Below are 22,427 nucleotides of genomic sequence, written 5' to 3'. Positions count from 1 at the left end.
CTATAACGAAAAGGAATACTATCGGAATCGTAAAGGACTCAGGAGCCGTTATATGATTGTTTTACTCTCATTTTGCGAAATAGCGGACATTAGATCCGTTAAATGCATAATAAACACCTTATAGACACCCAATCAGCGGGAATAGCGGATTTCAGGTCCGTAAATATCCTCGGGTAGTATGCATTTCATGAATAACGTATCGAGTGTCCGCTGGCCAAACAAGTTCAAGACTAATAGGGTGATGTTATGGCTTATACGGTACTGGCGCTGAAAGTGTGGTCAAAACGACAACCGTCTAGTTGAAAGATTATGGTAAGTTTCTGTGTGGGTTGTTTCTGTATAGGTTATTCCGAGCGATGCCTCCATTTCCTAAAGTCCTAATGGAATACTAAAGGAATCGTAACGGACTCAGGAGCCGTTATATGCTTGTTTTACAGTGATTTTGCGAAATTACGGACATTAGATCCATTAATTGAACAAATAAGCACCATATAGACACTTGCCAGCGGAAATAGCGGATTTCAGGTCCGTAAATATCCTCGAGTAGTATGCATTTCATGAATAACGTATCGAGTGTCCGCTAGCCAAACTTGTTCAAGACTAATAGGGTGATGTTATGGCTTATACGGTACTGGCGCTTAAAGTGAGGTCAAAACGACTACCGTCTTGCTGGTGGATGATGGGAAGTTTCTGTATAGGTTATTCCGAGTGCTGCATCCATATCTTAAAGTCCTAATGGAAAACTAACGGAAACGTAACGGACTCAGGAGCCGTTATATGATTGTTTTACTCTCATTTTGCGAAATAGCGGACATTAGATCCGTTAATTGCACAATAAACACCTTATAGACACCTTGTCAGCGGAAATAGCGGATTTCAGGTCCGTAAATGTCCTCGAGTAGTATGCATTTCCATGAATAACGGATCGAGTGTCCGCTAGCCAAGCTTGTTCAAGACTAATAGGGTGATGTTATGGCTTATACGGTACTGGCGCTTAAAGTGATATCAAAACGACTACCGTCTTGCTGGTGGATGATGGGAAGTTTCTGTATAGGTTATTCCGAGCGATGCCTCCATTTCCTAAAGCCCTAATGGAAAACTAATGGAATCGTAACGGACTCAGGAGCTGTTATATGCTTGTTTTACAGTGATTTTGCGAAATTACGGACATTAGATCCGTTAATTGAACAAATAAGCACTATATAGACACTTGCCAGCGGAAATAACGGATTTCAGGTCCGTAAAGATTCTCGAGTAGTATGCATTTCCATGAATAACGGATCAAGTGTCCGCTAGGCAAATAAGTTCAAGACTAATAGGGTGATGTTATCGCTTATACATTACTGGGCACAGCGGCTCGCTATAAACTTAAATCTATAATAAATAACCTCCTTACATTCTGTATATGGAGGTTATTTGCTTCTTCCTTCCTCCAAATGATCGTACAATGAAATATATAACATTTTGAACTAAATGGTTTTAAGGTTGTCAAAATAATGAAATTTTATTATAATTATATTGAATATATAGGGAATAACATTTTGAATATTAGTATAACAAATTGAAACTATGAGAAGAGGTATCGTGATGACCGACAAAAAGGAAAAACGCCCTAATATCATTTTTATTATGAGTGACGATCATGCCGCTCACGCTATGAGCTGTTACGATAGCAAGATCAATGTAACGCCGAATATCGATAGAATTGCGATTGATGGCATGCGAATGGATAATTGTTTTTGTACGAATTCCATTTGTACGCCGAGTCGGGCAGCGATCTTAACCGGCACGTATAACCATGTGAATGGTGTGAAAACCTTATCTGATCGATTGGATGGCAGACAGCAAACGGTATCCAAGCTTCTTCAGCAGGATGGATATCAAACCGCGATGATTGGCAAATGGCATTTGGGGCATGGGGGAAACAGCGACCCGACCGGTTTCGACTTCTGGAGTGTTTTTCCTGGTCAAGGCGATTACTACAACCCGTCTATGATTGAAATGGGTCAAAACATTACGGTGCCAGGATATGCTACTGATATTGTTACAGACAAGTCGATTGATTGGATGGCAAATCGTGATAAAGAGAAGCCATTTCTACTGATGTGTCACCACAAAGCGCCGCATCGGCCATGGATTCCTGACACAAAGCATGCGCATCTTTATGAGGATATTGACATACCGGAGCCGGAAACGTTTAATGATGATTATTCCAACCGGGCTAGCGCTGCGGCAGCCGCAGAAATGCGGATTGATCGAGATTTGACCAAAAATGATTTCAAAATGGACCCTCCTGCACATTTGGAAGGCGCAGCGCTCAAAAGTTGGAAATATCAGCGTTACATTAAAGATTATTTGCGCTGCATCGCATCTGTAGACGACAACGTAGGCAGAATGCTTGATTACTTGGACGAAGAGGGACTAACTGAGGATACCATCGTGATCTACACATCAGATCAAGGTTTTTTCCTTGGCGACCACGGCTGGTATGATAAGCGGTTCATGTATGAGGAATCGCTTCGCATGCCATTTGTCATTCGTTATCCTCGCAAAATTGCAGCAGGCAGCGTTAGCAAGCATATGGTTCTCAATGTCGATTTCGCACCGCTCTTTCTACACTATGCGGGCATTGCTATTCCTGAATCGATGCAAGGGGCAAGCTTCCATTCCATTTTGCACGGGGAAGAGCCGGATAGCTGGCGCACAGCGATGTACTATAGATATTGGACACATTTGTCGGAGCATAAAGTATATGCCCATTACGGCATTCGAACGGAGCAATATAAGCTGATTTACTATTATGCAGATGCTCTAGGAACGCTCGGATCAGAAGATGATCCAAAGATTCCGGAGTGGGAGCTGTTTGATCTGAAAAAGGATCCTTACGAGATGATCAATGTGTATAATGATCCTGATTATGAACGTGTGGTTGCTGTACTGGACAAAGAGCTGCATCGTTTGCAAGAGGAGCTAGGAGACGAGCGGTTCATCTACAAAGGCTGATTAATATAGACAATTAAGAAAGAGGCAGTCGCTTAGTCATCAAGACGATTAAGCGGCTGTCGGGTGACAAGAACATTATCTCATTAAAGGCCGCGAAAATCGCGGCTTTTTTATTTATGGGATCAAGTTCTTGTCAAAACCAAATGACAAGAACTTGATCCCATTACCGAAATTGACAAGAACATTATCTCATTCCCGACGTGAGGCAGGGAAGTGTGTAATAAAGGCAGTCGGTCAGAATTAACGATTGCACTTCGTTAAACGAACCAGCAAGATAATAACTTGATTTAAAACCCATCTCCAGAGATGTGGGACTAATTTATGGTGAAGCTGCCATCCCGATCGGCGGCTTCATTACGTTAACGGGCAGGATGTTTTTATTGCCAAGAAAAGGGTTATTATCCACAATGACGAATGATGATTTATATAAATATGCGAAGGAGGAGGTTATTAAAATGAACCATAACTATATTATGTGATGGAATTTAAGGATATGGCCTTTGTCCGTCGGCTTGTACTCGTTTACCGGCGAGTTTTCGGTTGATTATGTCGGCCTGACGGCAGCCGCGTCGATATCGGTATTGCCTATTATCGTGGTATTCATTGTCTTCCAGGGCCAATTTGTCGAGGGAATTGCAGGATCGGTCAAAGGTTAGCTCAACGATGCTGCGGTTGAATTCTTGTTGCTTAACCTAATGAAGAGGTGATTAATTTGAACGATTACGGGAATTCGAGACCGAATATATTATGGATTTCCCTTGAGGATACGAGCCCGAGGTTCGGCTGTTACGGCGATTTCCTCGCCCGTACGCCGCATATCGATTTTCTTGCTGCTCAAGGGATACGGTTTCCCAATGCTTTCTCCACTGCGGGGGTATGCGCACCGAGCCGGGCATCCGTCATTACCGGAATGTATCAGACGTCGATCGGCGCCCATCACATGCGGACGACGCACACAAACGATGCCGCGCCTGAGTTGCCGACACCCTATGACGCCTGTATTCCGCATTATGTAAAGCTGTTTCCTGAATATTTGCGCGCGGCCGGTTATTATTGCACAAACAACAAGAAGACCGATTACCAATTCGAGCCGCCGCTCTCGTGTTGGGACGAACTCGGCGAGAATGCCCATTGGCAGGGCAGGGATCCGGGGCAGCCGTTCTTTGCGGTATTTAATCCGACGCTTACGCATGAAAGTGGAATGTGGCCGGAGAGCCGGCGGCATCCGCTGGAGACGGACCCGGAGCAGGTCAAGGTTCCGCCTTACTTGCCCGATACCCGGAAGACCCGCGAAGCGATTGCTCAACATTATGACAACATTGCGGACTCCGACAAAATCGTCGGCGATCTGCTGCGCCAGTTGGACGCAGACGGGCTCGCCAGCAATACGATCGTATTTCTATGGAGCGATCATGGAGAGGGGCTTCCCCGGGCAAAGCGCTGGCCGTACGATGCTGGCATCCGAGTACCGTTGCTCATAAGATGGCCGGGACATATCGAGCCGGGAACGGTGTCCGACCGGCTTGTCAGTTTAGTGGATCTGGCTCCTACCGTCCTCTCGCTTGCCGGTGTGGACATTCCACTTCATATGCATGGAAGACCTTTTATGGGAGAGCGTTCCGAGCCTAGAGAGTATGTCTTTGCGGCGCGCGACAGGTATGACGAATCTTACGATATGGTTCGGGCCGTCAGGGACAATCGCTATAAATATATCCGCAATTATTATCCCGGGCTTCCTTATTTGCTATGGATTCCTTACCACAACCGGCATCCGGTCGTTCAAGAGATATGGCGTCTGCATGCCGAACAACGGCTTGAGGGGCGGATGAGACTGCTGATGGGTAATCGCCCAGCGGAGGAATTATACGACACCTCGTCCGATCCTTTCGAAATGAAAAATCTGGCTGAAGATCCGGCTTGCCGGGATACACTGATTCGGATGAGGCTGGCGCTTGACGATTGGCGACAGACTTACGATGATAAGGGGGAGATGTCGGAGGAGGAGATGGTGCGCAGAATGCGGCCGGAAGGAAGCCAGCCGCGGACGGCCGCTCCGCTTTTCATCCCGATATGCCCGTCCAGCCCCGGGATTGAAGCCGCACCTCAAGGCGGCTCGTACCGGGGGCCTTTGCTTCTGCAACTGTATTGTGCCACTCAGGGGGCATCCATCGTTTATACGACTGATGCGGGCAGCAACATTCGATGGCGTCTTTATATCGGGCCTTTGCGTCTGTCGGCAGGGATGACGACCGTGCGAGCTAGAGCTTCTCGCATCGGTTATGCGCATAGCGAAGAAATCACGGCCGTCTTTATATCAGAGGGGCAAGCCTGGCTTGAGGCGATAGAATGACGATGACGATCGTCGTCCCGTTACCTGGCCCGCTGTGCAATTCCATGCTCTTATTCCTGGCGAGTCATTTTTACTCATAGAACAACGAGAAGAAAGGAATTTTTGAAAGGTTATTTTTATAATAAAAAGGTGGGAGATTTTTGATAGAAACAAAACGTCTTATAATTAGAGAAATGGTGCAGTCTGATTATGATGCATTGTGCGGAATATTGTGTGATGAGGAAGTAATGCGTGCTGCTTATGAAAGTGCATTCAACTTAGAAGAAGCACAAAATTGGCTTAACAGACATCTTAAAAGATATGAAGAGTATGGTTTTGGACTTTGGGCTGTTGTATTAAAAGAAACAAACGAAATGATTGGTCAATGTGGCTTGACAATGCAAGGCTGGAGAGAAAAAGAAATTTTGGAAATAGGATTTTTGTTTCAAAAAGCGTATTGGCACAAAGGTTACGCAACAGAAGCGGCAATTGCTTGCAAGGAATACGCTTTCTCAGTTCTTAATGCAAATAGGGTTTATTCTATTATTAGGGACACAAATATAGCCTCTCAAAAAGTTGCTGTTCGAAACGGTATGAATATTATTGATAAAGAAACTAAGAATTTTAGGAATATAGATATGGAATTTTTTCTGTATTCCGTAGAGCGAACAAAATGAGCATAATACAAAGTAAAAAAACAATTGATAATGTAATAGGCAGCATCAATTAGCGTATATTTACCTCTTGCATAACGAACGGGTGCTCGGGTTATAATGAGTGCATACGTTCGCATCGGAGGGGTTTGAATGCCACTCGAGAAATACGTAGGCAATACAGTAACGATCGTTTACATCGACAAGGACTTACAATATAAATATCCGAAAGACAAAAACGACCAAAACAAAATAACCATCGCATGTAATGCGATGGTTATTTTGTTTTGGCATCCCATGTAGGAAAATGAGCGGGTAAGTGGGAAATGGGATAAAGTTCTTGTCATTTATGACATCAAGTTCTTGTCATCCGACAGCGGCTGCCCCTTATTTTTAAGTACAATAAAACGGAGCATAGACTCTCACCGAAGCTCCGTTTTGTACGTTATCATTTATAGTCTTCCGTTTCAACCAGTATTTTTACGCCATGAGGCTTTAATGATATGCGATCATGTACAGGCTCCATGTTCCATATGTCCATCATCTGCCGGTTGATATTTATTTCAGCCCTTTGATTTGAGCTATTCAAGACAAAAATAAATGCGGTCCCATCAGCGCGTTTTCTCATCGTGACTTCTACATGCTCCGGTGGAGCTATGCCCAGCAAAGGTGTTAGCTCCATTTCATCACAAATATGATGGAGGAAATCCTTGTAAAAGTCCTCTTCTGCGAATGTTGCAATGAACCAGCATTGACCGTTACCGAAAGGATGCTGCGTTACAGCGGGATAGCCTTCGAACCATTGGTCTGCAAAGGTTCCTACAATTCGGGCGTTATCAGTCTGGATCAGCTCATGCAGCATATTGCATTGATAGACGCGCTCCTGCCAACGAAAGTGAACAGGGCTTTGCAATTCGGAAGTAGCTGTCTCCAACGTTTTTGAACCAAGCAGCTGAATCATTCCGGAATGAAGCCGTTCCTTGTAGAAACATGCATCCGAATTTTTAATGCCGCTAAGGGGATGAAAGACGATAACGCCTCCTGCTGCGGTATATTGTTGCAATTTCATGACCAGCTCATCATCGACGATGGGAAGCATAGGGACGAGAATCAGCTTGTACTGCATAAGGTCACCGCTTCTTCCGACAGCATCGCAGTTGAAGCCAAGCTTGCGGACACTGTGGTACAGCTTATTGATGTGCTGAATGTACAGCTTGTTATTCCCAGTCCAATCGGAAGGGATTTCAACATGCCAGCGGCTTGGGAAATCATAGAGAACGGCAATATCACTTGCAACTCGTGATCCTTCTAGCGCTGGTGCTACACGCTGCAGCTGTTCACCAATAGTGCGGCATTCCTCGTACATGCGAGTCGGCTTGCCGTCATAATCCGTTATAGCGCCGTGATTTTGCTCGCAGCCGAAGAGAAACCTTTTCCACGGAAAATAGAACACGCCGTCTGCTCCATTAGCGATGGTATGCATGGTTAGACGCTCAAGCTCACCGGGACCAGGTGAATTGTTATCAGCTCCTAATATGGCATGACTTTCATTTCGCAGCTCATACACATGAAAGGATGCGTTCTTGAGGCTGCGATTTACAGCGAGGCCCAGCTCTAAAGTGCGACAGCGCTCCCCGTAGGGCGGGTAGTAGTTTGTGCCAGTAATATCAAGATGCTTAGCCATCTCATAATAATCCGTTCGGCTATTCCACAGCATTTGATTGTTGGTGGTAATGTATTGTGCAGCATCATGCAGTTGTGAACGTACCCCTTCAGCAAGCAATTGAACCGCTTCGACATTGCAATCACTGCGAAATTGACGCCATGCTTGAATAAATGCAGGGTTGAAATCGGCTTTGGTTATACGAGGAGTAGGAATTTGTCCGAAATGGTCATATTGATGACCCCAAAATACAGTTCCCCAAGCCGAATTGAGCTTCTCCATATCATCATATTTATCTATCAGCCACTGCCGCCACTTCTCGGTGCATAACGGACAGTGACAGTCTGGTTCATCACCGATCTCGTTATCGAGATGCCAGCCAATCACACCTTTGTGGTTTCCGTAATGGTCTGCCAATGCAATTGCTAGCTGCTGCGCCTTCGAGCGGAGCAGAGGATGGTTAATGCAGAAAGAATATCGGCTTGCATATTCCAGTTGAAGCCCTTCTTGCGTTACAATCATCATGGATGAGTTTTTCTCCATAAGCCAAGCTGGGATTGTACGCATAGGAGGACATAGCACAAGTTGAATCGCATAGCGTCCAGCCAGCAGCAGAAATTCATCCAACCAACTGAAATCATATTTTCCTTCTCGCGGCTCAAGCAGCTTCCAGGAAAATTCGCCGATACGAAGAGCATTGATTCCAGCTTGCTGCATCAGGAGTAAATCCTCCTCCCAGCGATGTGCTTCTCTATGTTCAGGATAATAGCAGGCTCCATATAACATTTTGAATGTTCTCCTTTGGGGTATGCTTTATTTTAATACAATGTTACAATATTAAAAGGTAATACGAAACCGGATTTTTTGAATTTAGATATAACAAATTGAATATAAAGATGGATTTTTAAAAAAAAGTGAGGCGTGAAGAGCAATGGATATTCGTATAATTCGTTTTTTTCGACCACCTGATGTGCTCATGCCTATATATGTGCATACTGCCGGGTTTAATGCTCAGAAGCAGATGGCTCGACGGGAAGGGTTTTCAGCCTATCAACTGTTGTTTGCACGTCATGGACAAGGGCGTGTTCGACTGCCGGATCAGGAGGAATTTGATTTTGGGCCGATGCAGTATATCCTATTGCCGCCTGATTTGCCTCATGAATATTTCCCAACTTCAAGTGAACCATGGGAGGTAGGCTATATATCCTTCCTTGGCAATAGGGTTGATGAGCTTCTGAACCATTTCGGAATGGAAGAGCGTAAGCTGGAGAATGCTCCGGATATGGAAGGTGTATGGCGCGTACTGGATGAAATATGGAAGATTGGCGATGCCAACGAGACAGGGGCGGAATGGGAGGCTGTCCGTTTGTTGTACAGCTTGTTCTCGGATTTGTACCGCATGCGTTCAATAGGAGCCGAGATGATTGTAAAGCACAGTGTCTCGAAAGATAGGGATGCAGGCAGAGAAGTAGCGGACCAAGCAGCCAATTACTTGAATGAGCATTACAATGAGAATATTACACTTTCAAACGTAGCTTCTACCTTGGGATATACGCATCAGTATTTGAATCGTTTGTTTCGCAAAACGTATGGGGTCAGCATGCATCAATACGTGCAAAGGGTCAGATTGGACAAAGCTATTAAGTTTATGAAAGAGATTGATAACATTACCGTTAAAGAAGTTGCAAGCCTAGTTGGTATGGAAACCAGCTATTTCATCCGCCATTTCCGCCAGGTTACAGGAATGACACCTGATCAATATCGGAAAAATGGAGGTTAAGCTCATCTTCAAATAAAAAGCCGCGTGAATGATCGGAGGAGTCTAAATCGATCACTCGCGCGGCTTTTTTCAAACTAACGCTAATATGGTTTATCTAACTTCAAGCTTGTTTCGTCCCCTTTCTGCTAAGCTCCCTGTAAGCCCCCGGTGTAATGCCTGTTGTTTGCTTAAATTTACGGATAAAGCTGGATTGATTCAAATACCCAACGCTTTGCGCAATTTCCTGTACGCTCTTATCCGTATTCATTAGATCGATCTTCACCTTAGTCATTCTAAGATCATTGACATAGTCTGAGATATTGCGATTGAACTGCGCTTTGAAGTAATGACTCAAATAAGAGACGGATATGTTCAAATAATCGGACATGCTTTGCAGTGAGAAGTTACTATCACAATAATGCTCCTCAATATATTGTTTCATTTTTTCATTTTGTTTATTTTCGGATGGACCTTTATCATCCACACTGACAAACAGCTCAGAGCAAATCGCCTTAATGCGTACAGATAAGTCCTCCACAGAATCTTGTCTTGCTATAGAGATAATATCTAAATTTTTTGTGATTTCTTCATTGAGTTCGTAATTGCTTTTATAAATGGCATGGATAATGGCTTGGACCATGTTATAAAAAATCAAACGTACCGTTATAAGCGGTATATTCTTTTCCTGTAGACTTTTGATAATCGTATCCAACAATGAGGAGAATTTAGCTGCATCTCTTTCTGATATGTATGCTTTCAACAATGCAACTTGCTGATGAGGATAATGTGAAATATAGTTTTTGCTTTCTTCCATTTGTTGATAAGCAATTATGGTATGTTTGCCTCGAATTGGCCAATAGTCAATGGCTGAGCAAGCTTGCAGATATGATTTTGAAATATCGGAAATAGAAGCATGCCAGTTCCCAATTCCGATCGTGCAGTGGATGCCGTAATGATTTTTGAAATGTTGAAGCAAGCCTTTGCACAGCTCCTCACAAGCAGCCGTTTGATTATATTCATCGTTCAGAATAAGAATGATTTGGTCGTCCTGCACATTTTCAAGCACGAAGTAATGATACGAATTCGAGAAGGTTTCTTTCAAGGCAGAAGCGACCTGATCATCGTCCAATTCTTTTATAGAATCGAACATGATGATGAGAACCGCATAACTATTACCAGAAATCGTTAGTCCATACTCTGCGCCTCGCATGTTGAATTCCTCTTGGTCGGCATAATAACCTTTGAGCAATTGCTGAAGAAGTCGGAACCGCATCGTATCGGCTGCCGATTCTACCTTTTGCTCCAATACATTAATTTGTCTGCTCATATGGTCCACTGCAGAATGAACCGTCTCCAGCCCGCCAATTGGGGTAGATGGTGTACTTCCTGCAATTCTCGCAGCAAATTTCGTAAGCTCATTCAATGGTTTATAGTTCAGGTGCATAAAGAAGTAAATCAATAGTATCCCAATTAAAAACAAAAATAAGAACAAGGTAATGGTTGTTAATTTGAGCTGTGCGAGCTTGCCTGTCACGATATCGGTAGGCATGAAGCTGATGTAGGTCCAGCCTGTTTTATCAGATGTCGTACTCGACATGAAGTAGGGCTTGTTTTGAATCATTGTTTTCATAGCAAAATGATTGTTGTGTTGACGAAATGGCTGCAGATCAACGGATTCAATAGCTAAGTCTCCAAGCATGGTGACGGGATTGAACTCATTATCAACAATCAGAATACTGCTCTTATTAGATATGAGCGTTTCTTTCACCATATTATAGACAGCGCTTTCACGAATGAGATAAAAGACTGCTCCGCTAGGTTGTTCACTGGCATAGGGAAGAGGCGCAACATATGTCAAATATCGTTCTGAGCTATTGTTAATACGAATTTGCTCAGCGGGTCTGACAAATCGTTTATGTTCGGCTTGTACTTGTCTCTTCAATTGCTCCAAGTCCCAGTTTTCGTATTTATAAATGGATGTAGAGAAGTATCGTGGATTTGAGGTGCCCTGTGGAGAATAAATCATATCCCGATCAAAGTAATAAATAAAGAAATTGCTGTAGAAGTTATTTGGAATGCTGAAATTTTCAAGCAGCTTTGTTGCTTGTACGACATTAATGAAACTGTCTTCTTCTAGATGTGATTTGGAAAAGTAAGGGTTGTTTGATATTTGAATAGATAGCTTGATCATTTCTTCTACTCTAGTATCGATAGCGTTTTTGGATTGCTCTAAGAGGCGCGAGTTATGAAGATTGATTTCCTTGTTCAATACATCTTTGAAATTATGGAAAGCGTAGAATGCCAAGATGAGCAGTGGAATAAAAAAAAGCACCGTGTAGGAAGTAACGTATCGAGTAAACAGCTTTGATTTTAACATAGAACTCCCTCTCTTTTAATGTAATGTCCGAATAGCAGGTTAACTATAGCTCAAATTTTATGGAAGATCAATTTAAATACGCATATTTTTTGGTGAGATCAAATCCTGCACATTGGCTCAAAATCTGCATATTAGAGCATGAAAACGCTATCATATGAGGGTTATCCGTGCGGCTGCTCAAATCTAGCACATGTATAAAAATTATGTTCATATACAGCCCCTCCTATAAAATTTATGCTCAGAGTGTGATAGAGACAGACGATTTTATTTAAGAGGAGTGAGGGTTGGTTTTGAAAAGAACAATGAAACAATTAGCAAGGAATTATCAGCTGTACATCTTTCTTTTCCCGATGGTCGCATACTTTATTATCTTTCGATACTTCCCCATGTATGGCGTTCAAATTGCATTTAAAGAATTCTATCCACTAAAGGGAATTTGGGATAGCGCATGGGTAGGATTTGAGCACTTTGAGAGGTTCTTTCGATCGACGGAAATTCTTATGATAATTAAAAACACGCTGCTGCTTAATTTGTTCAGCTTGATATTCGGGTTTCCAGTTCCGATTATTCTAGCTTTAATGATCAATCAAGTGCTGCGTATGAAATTTAAAAAGCTCGTTCAGACCGTTATTTATGCTCCGCATTTTATTTCAACGGTCGTTATCGTGGGTATGGTTTCGTTGTTCCTTTCACCTAGAAGCGGTGTGGTTAACACCATAATCAAGTCACTAGGGATGGACCCTGTATTTTTTATGGCAAGACCGGAGTTTTTCAAAGCTATTTATATTATTTCTGAAATTTGGCAGCATGCTGGATGGGGTACCATCATTTACCTTGCAGCGCTTGCTTCTATCAGTCCAGAATTACATGAATCGGCTGTTGTGGATGGCGCTTCTAAATGGCAGCGCGTCTGGTATATCGATATTCCCGGTATATTGGCGACAGCGGTCATCCTGCTTATTTTAGAATCCGGAAGATTGCTATCACTCGGCTTTGAGAAAGTATTCTTAATGCAGAATAATCTTAATCGCAGCGCATCCGAAGTCATTTCGACTTATGTATATAAGGTGGGCATTCAACAAGCAGATTTCAGTTATGCAACAGCTATAGGCTTGTTCGAAGCAGTCATCTGCTTGGTTGTTCTTATGTCTGTAAATCTGATAGCCAAAAAAGCAACCAATACTTCGTTATGGTAAATCATAAAGGTGGTGAATGTATATGAATGTAAAAGCTAGAAGCAGATCTGATATTTTATTTGATATTTGCAATTACGCGTTGCTGACCGTTATTCTTCTAATCGTTTTGTATCCGCTTTATTTCGTAGTCATAGCCTCATTCAGTAATCCGACACTAGTCAATTCTGGACAGATTACACTCATTCCGAAAGGAATTAATTTTGAAGGCTATGTCCGAATTTTTAATGACAAAATGATTTTGACTGGATATGGAAACTCGTTGATGTATACCGTGCTTGGTACTGTAATTAGTGTGGCAATAACCATTCCGGGTGCTTATGCCTTATCCAGAAGAGAGCTGCTTGGCAGAAACCTAGTGATGTATATGGTTGTCTTCACGATGTTTTTTAGCGGTGGCCTCATTCCAACCTTTATATTAGTGAAAAATTTAGGTCTGTATAATTCATTCTGGTCATTAATTTTGCCTGTTGCTGTCATTCCATGGAATCTCATTATAGCGCGAACCTTCTTTCAAACGTCCATTCCGGATGAGCTGCGAGAAGCGGCACAAATTGATGGCTGCAATGAGTTTAGATTCTTCTTTCGAATTGCCCTTCCGCTATCATCAGCGCTGATAGCCATCATGGTATTGTTTTACGCAGTCGGCTACTGGAATACATACTTCAGCGCTTTGATTTATTTGAAGGATGAAGCCTTATATCCGTTGCAATTAGTACTGCGAAACATCCTGCTCGCCAACACGATTTCTCCGGATATGATGGAAAATGTGGAGCAAGCCAGCAAGCAGCTGGAGATAGCGTCTTTGATCCAATATGGCGTTATCATCGTAGCGGCTTTCCCATTGCTCATTCTGTATCCGTTTTTGCAAAGATATTTTGTAAAGGGTGTCTTAGTAGGCTCGATCAAAGGGTAAGAAGCTGAGTTCAATGTTAAACAGGGGAGCCTGTTCAGCATATAGGTGTTACATTCATTTGAATGGACTGAAATGAAAAAAGGGGAGTGTTTTTAATGAAGGGGAAAAAAGTGTTTAAGACGGTAATGGCTGGAGCAATTTCTCTAGCATTGCTTGCAGGCTGTTCAGCTAAAAACAATTCGGGGACTCAGAACGAGGGGAACACGAATGCGGGAAAAGGAACAGAGGGCAGTGAAATGGTTGGCAATATGTATGTGAAGGGCTTGCCGATCGTAAAGGAAAAAGTGACTTTGAAGATGGTGGGCATTCAAGGCGCGACAACAGGAAATTTTGCAGATATGCCATTCTTCAAGGAGCTGGAAGAGAAAACAAATGTTCATATTGAATGGGAACTATATCAACAGTCCAGTTATGCCGAGAAGAAAAACATTTTGCTAGCTTCGGATGAAGTGCCAGACGCTTTCTTTGGACCGGAAGCGTTCACAGTTGAGGATGCCAATAAATTTGGCCCGCAAGGTACAGTTATTCCTCTTAATGATTTGATTGAGAAATATGCGCCTAATTATAAAGAGGCGATGAATAAGCAGCCGATGCTGTCTGGCATGAGCACGGCATTCGACGGAAACAAATATACGATGGGAACGGTTATTGAGCAAATTCAACGTAACTACCCTGGACTTCTTTATATCAATAAAAAATGGTTGAGCAATTTGGGTCTTGAAGTGCCTACAACGATGGATGAATTCTATACGGTTCTGAAGGCTTTCAAAGAGCAGGATGCAAACGGAGACGGCAATAAAGATGATGAAATTCCGTACACGTTCCTTAACTTCAATCACATTACGGGATATGGTCAATTCTTCGGCGCATTCGGCCGTGTTGATGTGCATAACAGCGGCGGAACGGCGTTGGATCATTTCGTCGTTGGCGATGATGGCAAACTAATCTTTACAGCGGACAAGCCTGAATATAAAGAAGCCATTTCGTATTTGCATAAATTCTTTAAAGAAGGATTATTCGACCAAGAGGGCTTTACCCAAGATCCGAAGCAGTTTGATGCAAAAATGAAAGATCCAAAAGGTATAGTAGGAGCGTTCTACGGTTGGTCTACACAAGCCGTATCGCCTGAAACAGCTGATCAATATGTAGCTATCACCCCATTCAAAGGTCCGAGCGGTGAAGAGCCTATCGTTATGAAGAGAAACAACAACATTAACGTTCGCGGTAATGGATTTGCTATAACACATAAAAACAAAAACCCCGAAATTACGATGAGATGGGTTGATGAGTTCTACAATCAATTGACTAGCTTGGAATCCCAATACGGTCCTGTAGGAATTGGCCTAATTGATAAAGGCGACGGAACCTATGACTACAATACAAAGGATGTTCCAGATGGCGTTTCCTTCATGGATGTATGGCACCAAAATGCACCATTCGATCAATCGCCTAAATTTATTTCGTCTGATTCATTCGGAACCATCATCCCTATTACGGCTGCAGATAAAGAGAAAGCAGATAATATTAATCAATTTTATCTAAATGCGAAGCAAAACAACACATTGCCGGTTATGAACTTCACACCGGATGAAATCAAGACGAATACGACTGAGGGCTTGGATATCGGAAACTTTGTGAAGGATTCCCAAACCAAATGGCTGCTTAACGGCGGTATTGAGGCTGGATGGGATGCTTATGTGAACAAGCTTAAGCAGCTTAAGCTGGATCAATTTGTTTCTTCGATGCAAGCTTCTTACGATCGAGTTGCAGGTAAATAAGATATAGTGAAAATACAGCCGTATGCAGGTTTTCCCATGTTATGCGGCTGTAATTCTAATGAAATCATCTTTTTAAAAAATTATTTAAGAGGTGAATAGACTTGAAGACATCGATTAAAAAAAGAATTTCTATTCTTTTGACGTTTATGTTAATGATTCAGGCTATGGGGAGTCTTTTTCTCTTCTCCAATAAAGTGGAAGCGTTCTCATATCGATATGACTCGGTAACAGATAAATATTATGTGAACGTTCCGTTAACGGGAGCTGACTTTAACAGTTCCGATCCTTTCCATGTGAAGTTAAGGGGGACTAGTGATGAAACAGAGCCTATGCATACCTTTTTCGTAGATAAAGGGACACCAGTTAGCACAGGTTTTACTACAGCCTATACCACTAGCGTTACCGAAAATGTATATGAGGGTGACGGTAGTCTTTATCTAGGAGATGGAGTAACAGGGCCGCTAAATCTAAACTATAAGGTTGATGATTTAGAGGTAGGGGCTACTTATCAACTCACCGTTATGATGAAGCGGGTTCCCGGAGTAGCAGTAAATGGAGGATCTCTTTCTGTCAAAAACTATGATACAGCTAACTTCACTGCTGCAGGAGCTTCCGTTTCGGTTCCTTTCAACAACGTTACAAATGATTGGGTGCAATATAAGTTAACATTTGTACCGACTTTTCCTCATGCCAAGATTAACTTCTGGGGTTCTGCTAATAAAACTCAGGTCTTAATTGATCAGTTGAGGCTTGAAAAAGTAATGGATTCGGAGCCCGTTCCGACTGCTCCTAATGTAACAGCAGATGATGCCAATAATTATATTCTGGGCATCGATCAGACGATGGAATACAACATCAATAATACGGGATGGAATGACTACAATCCATATGCGAAGCCTGACCTACTCGGAGATTGTGTTGTTCAAGTGCGAGTGAAGGCAACGGATAAGCTGCCTGCGGGATATGAAACATCACTTGTCTTTACGTCCAATACGGATGCTTATTATTATGATGCAGCTATCGGAAAATGGATTGTGAAAGTACCTCTTATTGGTGCAGACTTCGACAATCCTGAAAACAGCAATATTTTATCATGGACAAGCAATGATGATGCAGCACCAATGAACTCCTTCTTTGTGAATAAAGGAACCGAAATAAATGGCGGCTACACGACAGCGTTCATTACAACAACGCCTGATCAGGTATTCTCAGGAAACGGAAGTCTACATTTTGGAGATGGCGCTTCTTTTCCGATTAATCTGAATTATAAAGTCGATGGTCTTAAGACAGAGGCAACCTATCGCTTAAGAGTCAAGATGAAAGCAGCTCCGGGTGCAACTGCCACTGCGGGATCATTGTCTGTGAAAAGCTATGATACGCCGAATTATACGACAAATGGCAAATCCGTTTCGGTTGCATTCTCAAAATTAACAAGCGAGTGGAAGGAATACGAATTAACATTCGTTCCTACGTATCCTCAAGCCAAAATTAACTTCTGGGCTAATAATGCTTTGCCGCAAGTATTAGTCGATGAATTAAGATTGGAGCAAATTTCGGATACGAAGCCTGAGCCTCCCAAAGACCCTGAATTACCATCAGATTTTTTAATCGTGAATGGGCACTTTGAAGGCGGAGCAGATATAATTTCTGTGGATGCTTCAGTAAAAAATCAGTTTTTCAGCAAAAATACTAATTTTGAGGTCGTAAATACAGAGAAGTATACAGGCGCTCACTCTCTATTTGTAGGGAAGAATAATACGCTGCCAGAAACAATGGGTTACGAGAAAACAGATTTGAAGCCAAGTACCAAATATCGCGTACAATTCGCTGCCAAGGTTGGGGGCGACAAACAAACGCTCTCGTTCCGAATCTCCGGCTATAAAAATGGCATTCCAGGCGATAAGAAAAATATTATGAACTATATCGAACATACACAAATACGAAATACGAATTGGTCCGTATTCTATTATGATTTCGAAACATCTGCGGATGCATCCATGGCTTATATTGACTTCAGTACGGCAAAGGGCAGCAGTGCCTATATTGATGATGTGAACCTCGAAGAGAAGGGCGAGGCTGATCCTGTTCTCACTGAACCAGTCCTCTCGCGCGGAAGTCAGCTCTTCATGAAGAATGGCTTGCAATTCCAATCTTGGGTACCTACTGATGATGCGTATGAGCTTAGGAAATGGATGAAGTACCCATCAGCTAATGATATTAACGATTTGGGCTTAACAGCTGTTCAATACAATGACGCTCCTAACTATAATAGTGATCTGCATGAGCAGAATCCTGATTTGAAGTGGGGAGTCGCTTTCGGTCCCAATGCCAATCACTTATCATCGTCTTACTTCGACAGCGATACCATATATAGGCATGATCGCGGCAAGACTGGCGCACCTACCGAGGAGCAGAAGGCTAACGGATATTTGAAGCCAGAGCAACTGGCTAATGTAGACAATTTCCTAAATATCGGATTCGGTGATGAGGAGGATTACTCTGATACGCTGACTCAAATTTTGAAGGATTGGTTCGATCTTTCTAAGGAGAAATATCCGAATGTGCTCGTCCATCACAACGAAGTTGGCAATACCCCGACGCCAGAGATGAGTCTCATTTCAACATTCAATAAAGACATGCTTCGCAAGTATGTTCGCACGTCCAAGCCAGATTTTATCACCTATGATATGTATTACTTCAGGGAAAATAGACAATCTCAAGAAGTTGGCGGAACGGTTATTCCTTTCTATGATGACTTGAACCGTTATCGGATCGTTGCATCAGAAGGCTATGATGGAACAGGCCTATCTCCTATTCCTTTTGGCAACTATATTCAAGCTTGGAGAACAGGGCCTGGTGCAGCTGCTTACGAGAGAAGGGGTGACGGTTGGTATGAGATGACGGAATCACAAGTCTATCTTAGCGCATTCGCGAACTGGACATTCGGAGCGAAATGGATGAGTATTTTCCGTTGGATCAAGGATACGCCAGGATATTTATTTAGCGACTATAGACTTGATGAAGATGGAAATCCATTGCCTTATCATATTTATGATCAATTTAAAGAAATGATTAGACAAAGTAAAAATCTTGGCGAGCATTTAGTGCATATCAATAATAGCGATGTGCTTATCGTTCCCGGTCAGCATATGGCAAACGGTACAACTGTGAAGAACAGCAGACCGGCAGACAATAAGGAATGGACGGCAACTTTGGATGAAGCATATATTGAAAATATTGAGGTTAACAATATTGGAACGAATAATGATGGATTAGATGGCGATCTATTTGTCTCGTATTTCAATCCACTGCCTGGTGTGGATACGACGCAGTTTTTCACATCTACTGCACCTAAATATTTCATGCTGCTAAACGGATTGACAAGCGGTAACGGACTGCCGGGAGAAGAACAAAAGGGATCAAGCTATGAGACGCGTCAAGAAGTTAAGCTTACATTTGATTTAAGCAGCGGCATTGATCCACAGAAATTGAAAAAGGTAAGCCGTATGACGGGCGAGATTGTAGAGGTTCCGCTAGTAAGCAAAGGCAATGGGAAATATGAAATGACTGTTGTACTTGGCGGTGGTATGGCTGACCTTTATTTCTGGGAGCTGGGTACTCTCAATAACAACAACTCTGAACCAACTGGCACGGAATCTGCTGATGTTAGACTTACAGGAGATCCTGTGTATGCGAATGATCGTGAAATAAGAGATTTGAACGGGGAAACGGTTTCTATCGGCTGGATCAAAGATACGTACAACCCGATCCCAGAGCCGCTAAAAAACATTGGCTTCGCCTATTCAAAAGATGCTAATGGAAAATTAGAAACGATGCTGGGCGGTAATATCGGAGCCTATTTCTCGCGCTTTTACGAGAAGACGTTATGGAACCGAAGGGTAGAACGAATCCAAGCAGAAAGTAATGTCACGATTCAATTCATGCCTGACATCAACTGGTCGATGGAGCAATTGACTGACAATATTAATAAAGTAAAATCCGGGGAAATCGTATCTAACATGCCAGATATTTTGATTGTTCCAGATGAATGGACGAAATCTGGATTAATCAAGGATAAGAACATATTGCCTGCAAGTCAATTTAGCGAGTTTGACTTCAATGATCGCAAATGGAATAAAACTTATATGGCAATGTCATCATTTGATAATAATATCTATGGTCTGTATGCGGGGCCGACGATGAACAGCACAGGGTTATTTGCTAATAAAGCATTGCAAACATCAATTGGTGTATCGGATGATTTGATGGCGTTGCAGCAAAGCAATAACTGGGACTGGGACAAGCTGAAGGAAATTGCAAATAAGCTTAAAGGATCACCCTTCGCGGGAAGCAAGTATTTGTTTGCGGATACCGATGAGTTGTTCAAGCAAATGATATATGCCAACAGTGCTGCAAAAGGCACATTAAATGGCTCTATTGAAGCTGAATTTTCTTTGGATTCTGCTAGCTTCCAAGAAGCAAGCCAATTATACAGCGAATGGTATGAGGCGGGCTTAATTGTCACGAAACCGACTGATGCAAGCGATGATTGGTACATCGAACAATTCAGTCTAGGTAACATTTTGTTCTTGGCGATGCCTTATAATGAAACAGCCGAAAAGCTGAAGGCAGCAGATAAGCTTCAGGATGCGACGATTGAAATGCGAGATGGCAGTTTCTTGGGACAAGCGATGAAAATTCCTGTAATCGTGGATGTCAACGATGTTCCCATTCCTGCAGGACAATTCTCAATACCAAGCGCCAATTGGGTGTTCTTGATGTTCCCGAAAGGTCCAAAGGCTGCGGGATACAAAGCAATGATTGAAGATCCATCCTATCCAGTCATGTTGGCTTCCTCCGCACATCCTGAGGCTGCGGCATATGTATGGAATCAATTGAGTAATGAGTTTATCGGTGTGGATTACAATCGCTTCTTGAAGAAGTATTTGAATCAGAGATCAGCAGATATGAGCACTTTGCAGCGGATTGGGCTGAAAGAAGGCGTTTGGGATTCTTTTGGTGGAACAGGAGCTTGGGATCATGTGATTAAAGCAGAGCTGATGCCTGCGTTGCAAAACGGCACATGGAGTGAAGAGCAGCTCGCTCATATTAGTAAGCTAGCAAGAGAGTATGCTCAAGCTAATATGCCGGATCAGAAGATCACGCCAGATCCGGGAACAGGAACAGACCCAGATCCGGGACCAGGAGGAACAGATCCAAAACCGGGACCTGGCACTGACCCAACCAATCCTAGTGAAGGCACCAACGGTAATACGAATCCAGCCGAAGTGGTAACGGTAACTCCGCAACAAATCGTTATCGTTAATGGTAAAGCTGCGATTTCCATTCCAGCTGCAGCAAAGGAAGTATTGCTGCCATATGAGACCGTACAACGTCTTGGTCAGAATGTATTGGAGATCAATGCCGAAGGCGCTTCGCTTGTATTGCCATCCGAAATCATTAAACAGTTGACTGGATTGCTTAACTCGGAGGATCTAAAGAATAGCGTCATTTCATTGAGAATCACACCATTGTCAGAGACGCAAGAGAAGCAAGCGCTGGAAAGAGGAGAATCGACCTCACATGCAACGATTAAACTTGCAGGCAGCATATTCGATTTCACCCTTTCGATTACTGGCGCTAACAAGATGTTAGAGGTTCTGGATAAATTCGATCAGCCGATTACGATAAGATTGAAAGTAAACGCTCTTGGAGATGCAGAGAATTCCGCCATCTACTATATCTCAGATAATGGAGAGCTGGCTTATATTGGTGGCGAATTCAAAAACGGAGAATGGGTTGCACAAATTAGCCACTTTAGTCAGTATGCCGTGCTTAATGTGGTGAAAACGTTCACTGATGTGCCAGCTAATCATTGGGCTTTTCAAGTTATCCAACAGCTCGCCTCAAAGCTTATCATCAACGGAACGAGCGCCACAGCATTCGCACCTGATGGTAAGCTGACGCGTGCGGAGTTTACAGCGATGCTGGTCAGATCGCTTAAGCTCACTGATAAAGAATCGCTTTCTTTCACGGATGTGAAGTCAAGCGATTGGTATGCTGAAGCTGTCTCTATCGGAGTGAAAGCGGGCATTGTGAAAGGCAAGAGCTCCTCAAGTTTTGCTCCTAATGAACAAATCACGCGTGAGGAAATGGTCGTAATGATGATGAGAGCCTATCAAATTAAGCAAGAAGATTACTTAGCATCAGAGGCAGCTAACGTTTCATTTACAGATGAGAATAGAGTAGCGAGCTGGGCGATTCAACCAGTAAAAGCTGCTGCAGAATTGGGCTTAGTTAAAGGACGTCCAAGCGGTGCATTCGATCCTCAAGGTATTACAACTAGAGCTGAAGCTGCACAAGTGATTTATAATTTACTAGCGAATTAAGCGTTTTATGAAGCATTTTATGAAGGATTCAATAGCTCCAATCTCACATATCCAAACCACTATTATAGAATAGAGCTAGAAATTAGCCCTATTCCACAGAATCAGTATGTTTTCGGAGAATTAGAGCTAGAAACTAGCTCTAATTTCAAGAAAAGTAGCGGATATGAGCTCATACGACGATAGATGGGAAGAATAGAGCTAGAAATTAGCTCTATTCCACAAAATTAGCGTTTATCCAGAGAAATAGAGCTAGAAGCTAGCTCTAATTTCAAGAAAAGTAGCGGATATGAGCTCATACGACGATAAATGAGAAGAATAGAGCTAGAAATTAGCTCTAATCCACAAAATTAGTGTGTTTTCAGAGAAA

General features: G+C 42.7%; 12 protein-coding genes. 10 read left to right on the top strand and 2 right to left on the bottom strand.

Features of this window, described 5'->3' with window-relative positions; all coding sequences use genetic code 11:
* Positions 1-1,587 precede the first annotated feature (1,587 nt).
* The 5 genes from AC0YOD_RS25465 to AC0YOD_RS25445 all read left to right on the top strand — a co-directional run bounded on the left by AC0YOD_RS25465 (position 1,588) and on the right by AC0YOD_RS25445 (position 6,288).
* The gene (locus AC0YOD_RS25465; RefSeq protein WP_475802151.1) at positions 1,588-3,003 is read left to right on the top strand and encodes a sulfatase family protein; all 1,416 of its coding nucleotides are present in this window, start codon (positions 1,588-1,590) and stop codon (positions 3,001-3,003) included.
* A 308-nt stretch (positions 3,004-3,311) separates the two neighbouring features.
* A complete protein-coding gene (locus tag AC0YOD_RS25460; RefSeq protein ID WP_475802150.1) occupies positions 3,312-3,482 on the top strand; it encodes a hypothetical protein in 171 nt (56 codons plus the stop codon).
* A 224-nt stretch (positions 3,483-3,706) separates the two neighbouring features.
* A complete protein-coding gene (locus AC0YOD_RS25455; RefSeq protein ID WP_475802149.1) occupies positions 3,707-5,353 on the top strand; it encodes a sulfatase family protein in 1,647 nt (548 codons plus the stop codon).
* A 140-nt stretch (positions 5,354-5,493) separates the two neighbouring features.
* Positions 5,494-6,009: a GNAT family N-acetyltransferase gene (locus AC0YOD_RS25450; protein ID WP_475802148.1), complete on the top strand. Its 516-nt coding sequence runs from the start codon at positions 5,494-5,496 to the stop codon at positions 6,007-6,009.
* Positions 6,010-6,138: 129 nt separating this feature from the next.
* Positions 6,139-6,288 (top strand): hypothetical protein, encoded by a 150-nt coding sequence (locus AC0YOD_RS25445; RefSeq protein WP_475802147.1) that lies wholly within the window; start codon positions 6,139-6,141, stop codon positions 6,286-6,288.
* 145 nt (positions 6,289-6,433) lie between these two features.
* Here AC0YOD_RS25445 and AC0YOD_RS25440 read toward each other — a convergent pair whose 3' ends face one another.
* On the bottom strand, positions 6,434-8,434 hold the full coding sequence (locus AC0YOD_RS25440) for a beta-galactosidase (protein WP_475802146.1): 2,001 nt from the start codon (positions 8,432-8,434) through the stop codon (positions 6,434-6,436).
* Positions 8,435-8,579: 145 nt separating this feature from the next.
* Here AC0YOD_RS25440 and AC0YOD_RS25435 point away from each other — a divergent pair, with 145 nt between their 5' ends.
* Complete coding sequence (locus AC0YOD_RS25435; RefSeq protein WP_475802145.1) at positions 8,580-9,428, top strand: AraC family transcriptional regulator; 849 nt, start codon at positions 8,580-8,582, stop codon at positions 9,426-9,428.
* A gap of 100 nt (positions 9,429-9,528) precedes the next feature.
* Here AC0YOD_RS25435 and AC0YOD_RS25430 read toward each other — a convergent pair whose 3' ends face one another.
* Positions 9,529-11,784, bottom strand: a complete 2,256-nt coding sequence (locus tag AC0YOD_RS25430) for a helix-turn-helix domain-containing protein (RefSeq protein WP_475802144.1) — start codon at positions 11,782-11,784, stop codon at positions 9,529-9,531.
* Between the two features lie 290 nt (positions 11,785-12,074).
* Between AC0YOD_RS25430 and AC0YOD_RS25425 the strand changes: the two genes are divergently transcribed.
* The 4 genes from AC0YOD_RS25425 (at position 12,075) to AC0YOD_RS25410 (ending at position 22,060) form a co-directional block, all read left to right on the top strand.
* Entirely contained in the window at positions 12,075-12,980 is a 906-nt protein-coding gene (locus AC0YOD_RS25425; RefSeq protein WP_475802143.1) for an ABC transporter permease, read from the top strand.
* 16 nt (positions 12,981-12,996) lie between these two features.
* Positions 12,997-13,893: a carbohydrate ABC transporter permease gene (locus tag AC0YOD_RS25420; RefSeq protein WP_475802142.1), complete on the top strand. Its 897-nt coding sequence runs from the start codon at positions 12,997-12,999 to the stop codon at positions 13,891-13,893.
* A 95-nt stretch (positions 13,894-13,988) separates the two neighbouring features.
* A complete protein-coding gene (locus tag AC0YOD_RS25415) occupies positions 13,989-15,671 on the top strand; it encodes a type 2 periplasmic-binding domain-containing protein (RefSeq protein ID WP_475802141.1) in 1,683 nt (560 codons plus the stop codon).
* A gap of 101 nt (positions 15,672-15,772) precedes the next feature.
* Positions 15,773-22,060 (top strand): DUF4073 domain-containing protein, encoded by a 6,288-nt coding sequence (locus tag AC0YOD_RS25410; RefSeq protein WP_475802140.1) that lies wholly within the window; start codon positions 15,773-15,775, stop codon positions 22,058-22,060.
* The last annotated feature ends 367 nt before the right edge of the window (positions 22,061-22,427 follow it).

This window comes from Paenibacillus sp. J31P13, from assembly GCF_056269295.1.
Note: the sequence above shows the minus strand (reverse complement) of the source record. Positions and strands in the feature narration are given on the sequence as shown.

Excerpts from the sequence above, each read along its gene's own strand:
- AC0YOD_RS25430 (WP_475802144.1), bottom strand. The coding sequence starts at position 11,784 with ATGTTAAAATCAAAGCTGTTTACTCGATACGTTACTTCCTACACGGTG.
- AC0YOD_RS25465 (WP_475802151.1), top strand. The coding sequence starts at position 1,588 with ATGACCGACAAAAAGGAAAAACGCCCTAATATCATTTTTATTATGAGT.
- AC0YOD_RS25415 (WP_475802141.1), top strand. The coding sequence starts at position 13,989 with ATGAAGGGGAAAAAAGTGTTTAAGACGGTAATGGCTGGAGCAATTTCT.
- AC0YOD_RS25435 (WP_475802145.1), top strand. The coding sequence starts at position 8,580 with ATGGATATTCGTATAATTCGTTTTTTTCGACCACCTGATGTGCTCATG.
- AC0YOD_RS25420 (WP_475802142.1), top strand. The coding sequence starts at position 12,997 with ATGTATATGAATGTAAAAGCTAGAAGCAGATCTGATATTTTATTTGAT.
- AC0YOD_RS25440 (WP_475802146.1), bottom strand. The coding sequence starts at position 8,434 with ATGTTATATGGAGCCTGCTATTATCCTGAACATAGAGAAGCACATCGC.
- AC0YOD_RS25445 (WP_475802147.1), top strand. The coding sequence starts at position 6,139 with ATGCCACTCGAGAAATACGTAGGCAATACAGTAACGATCGTTTACATC.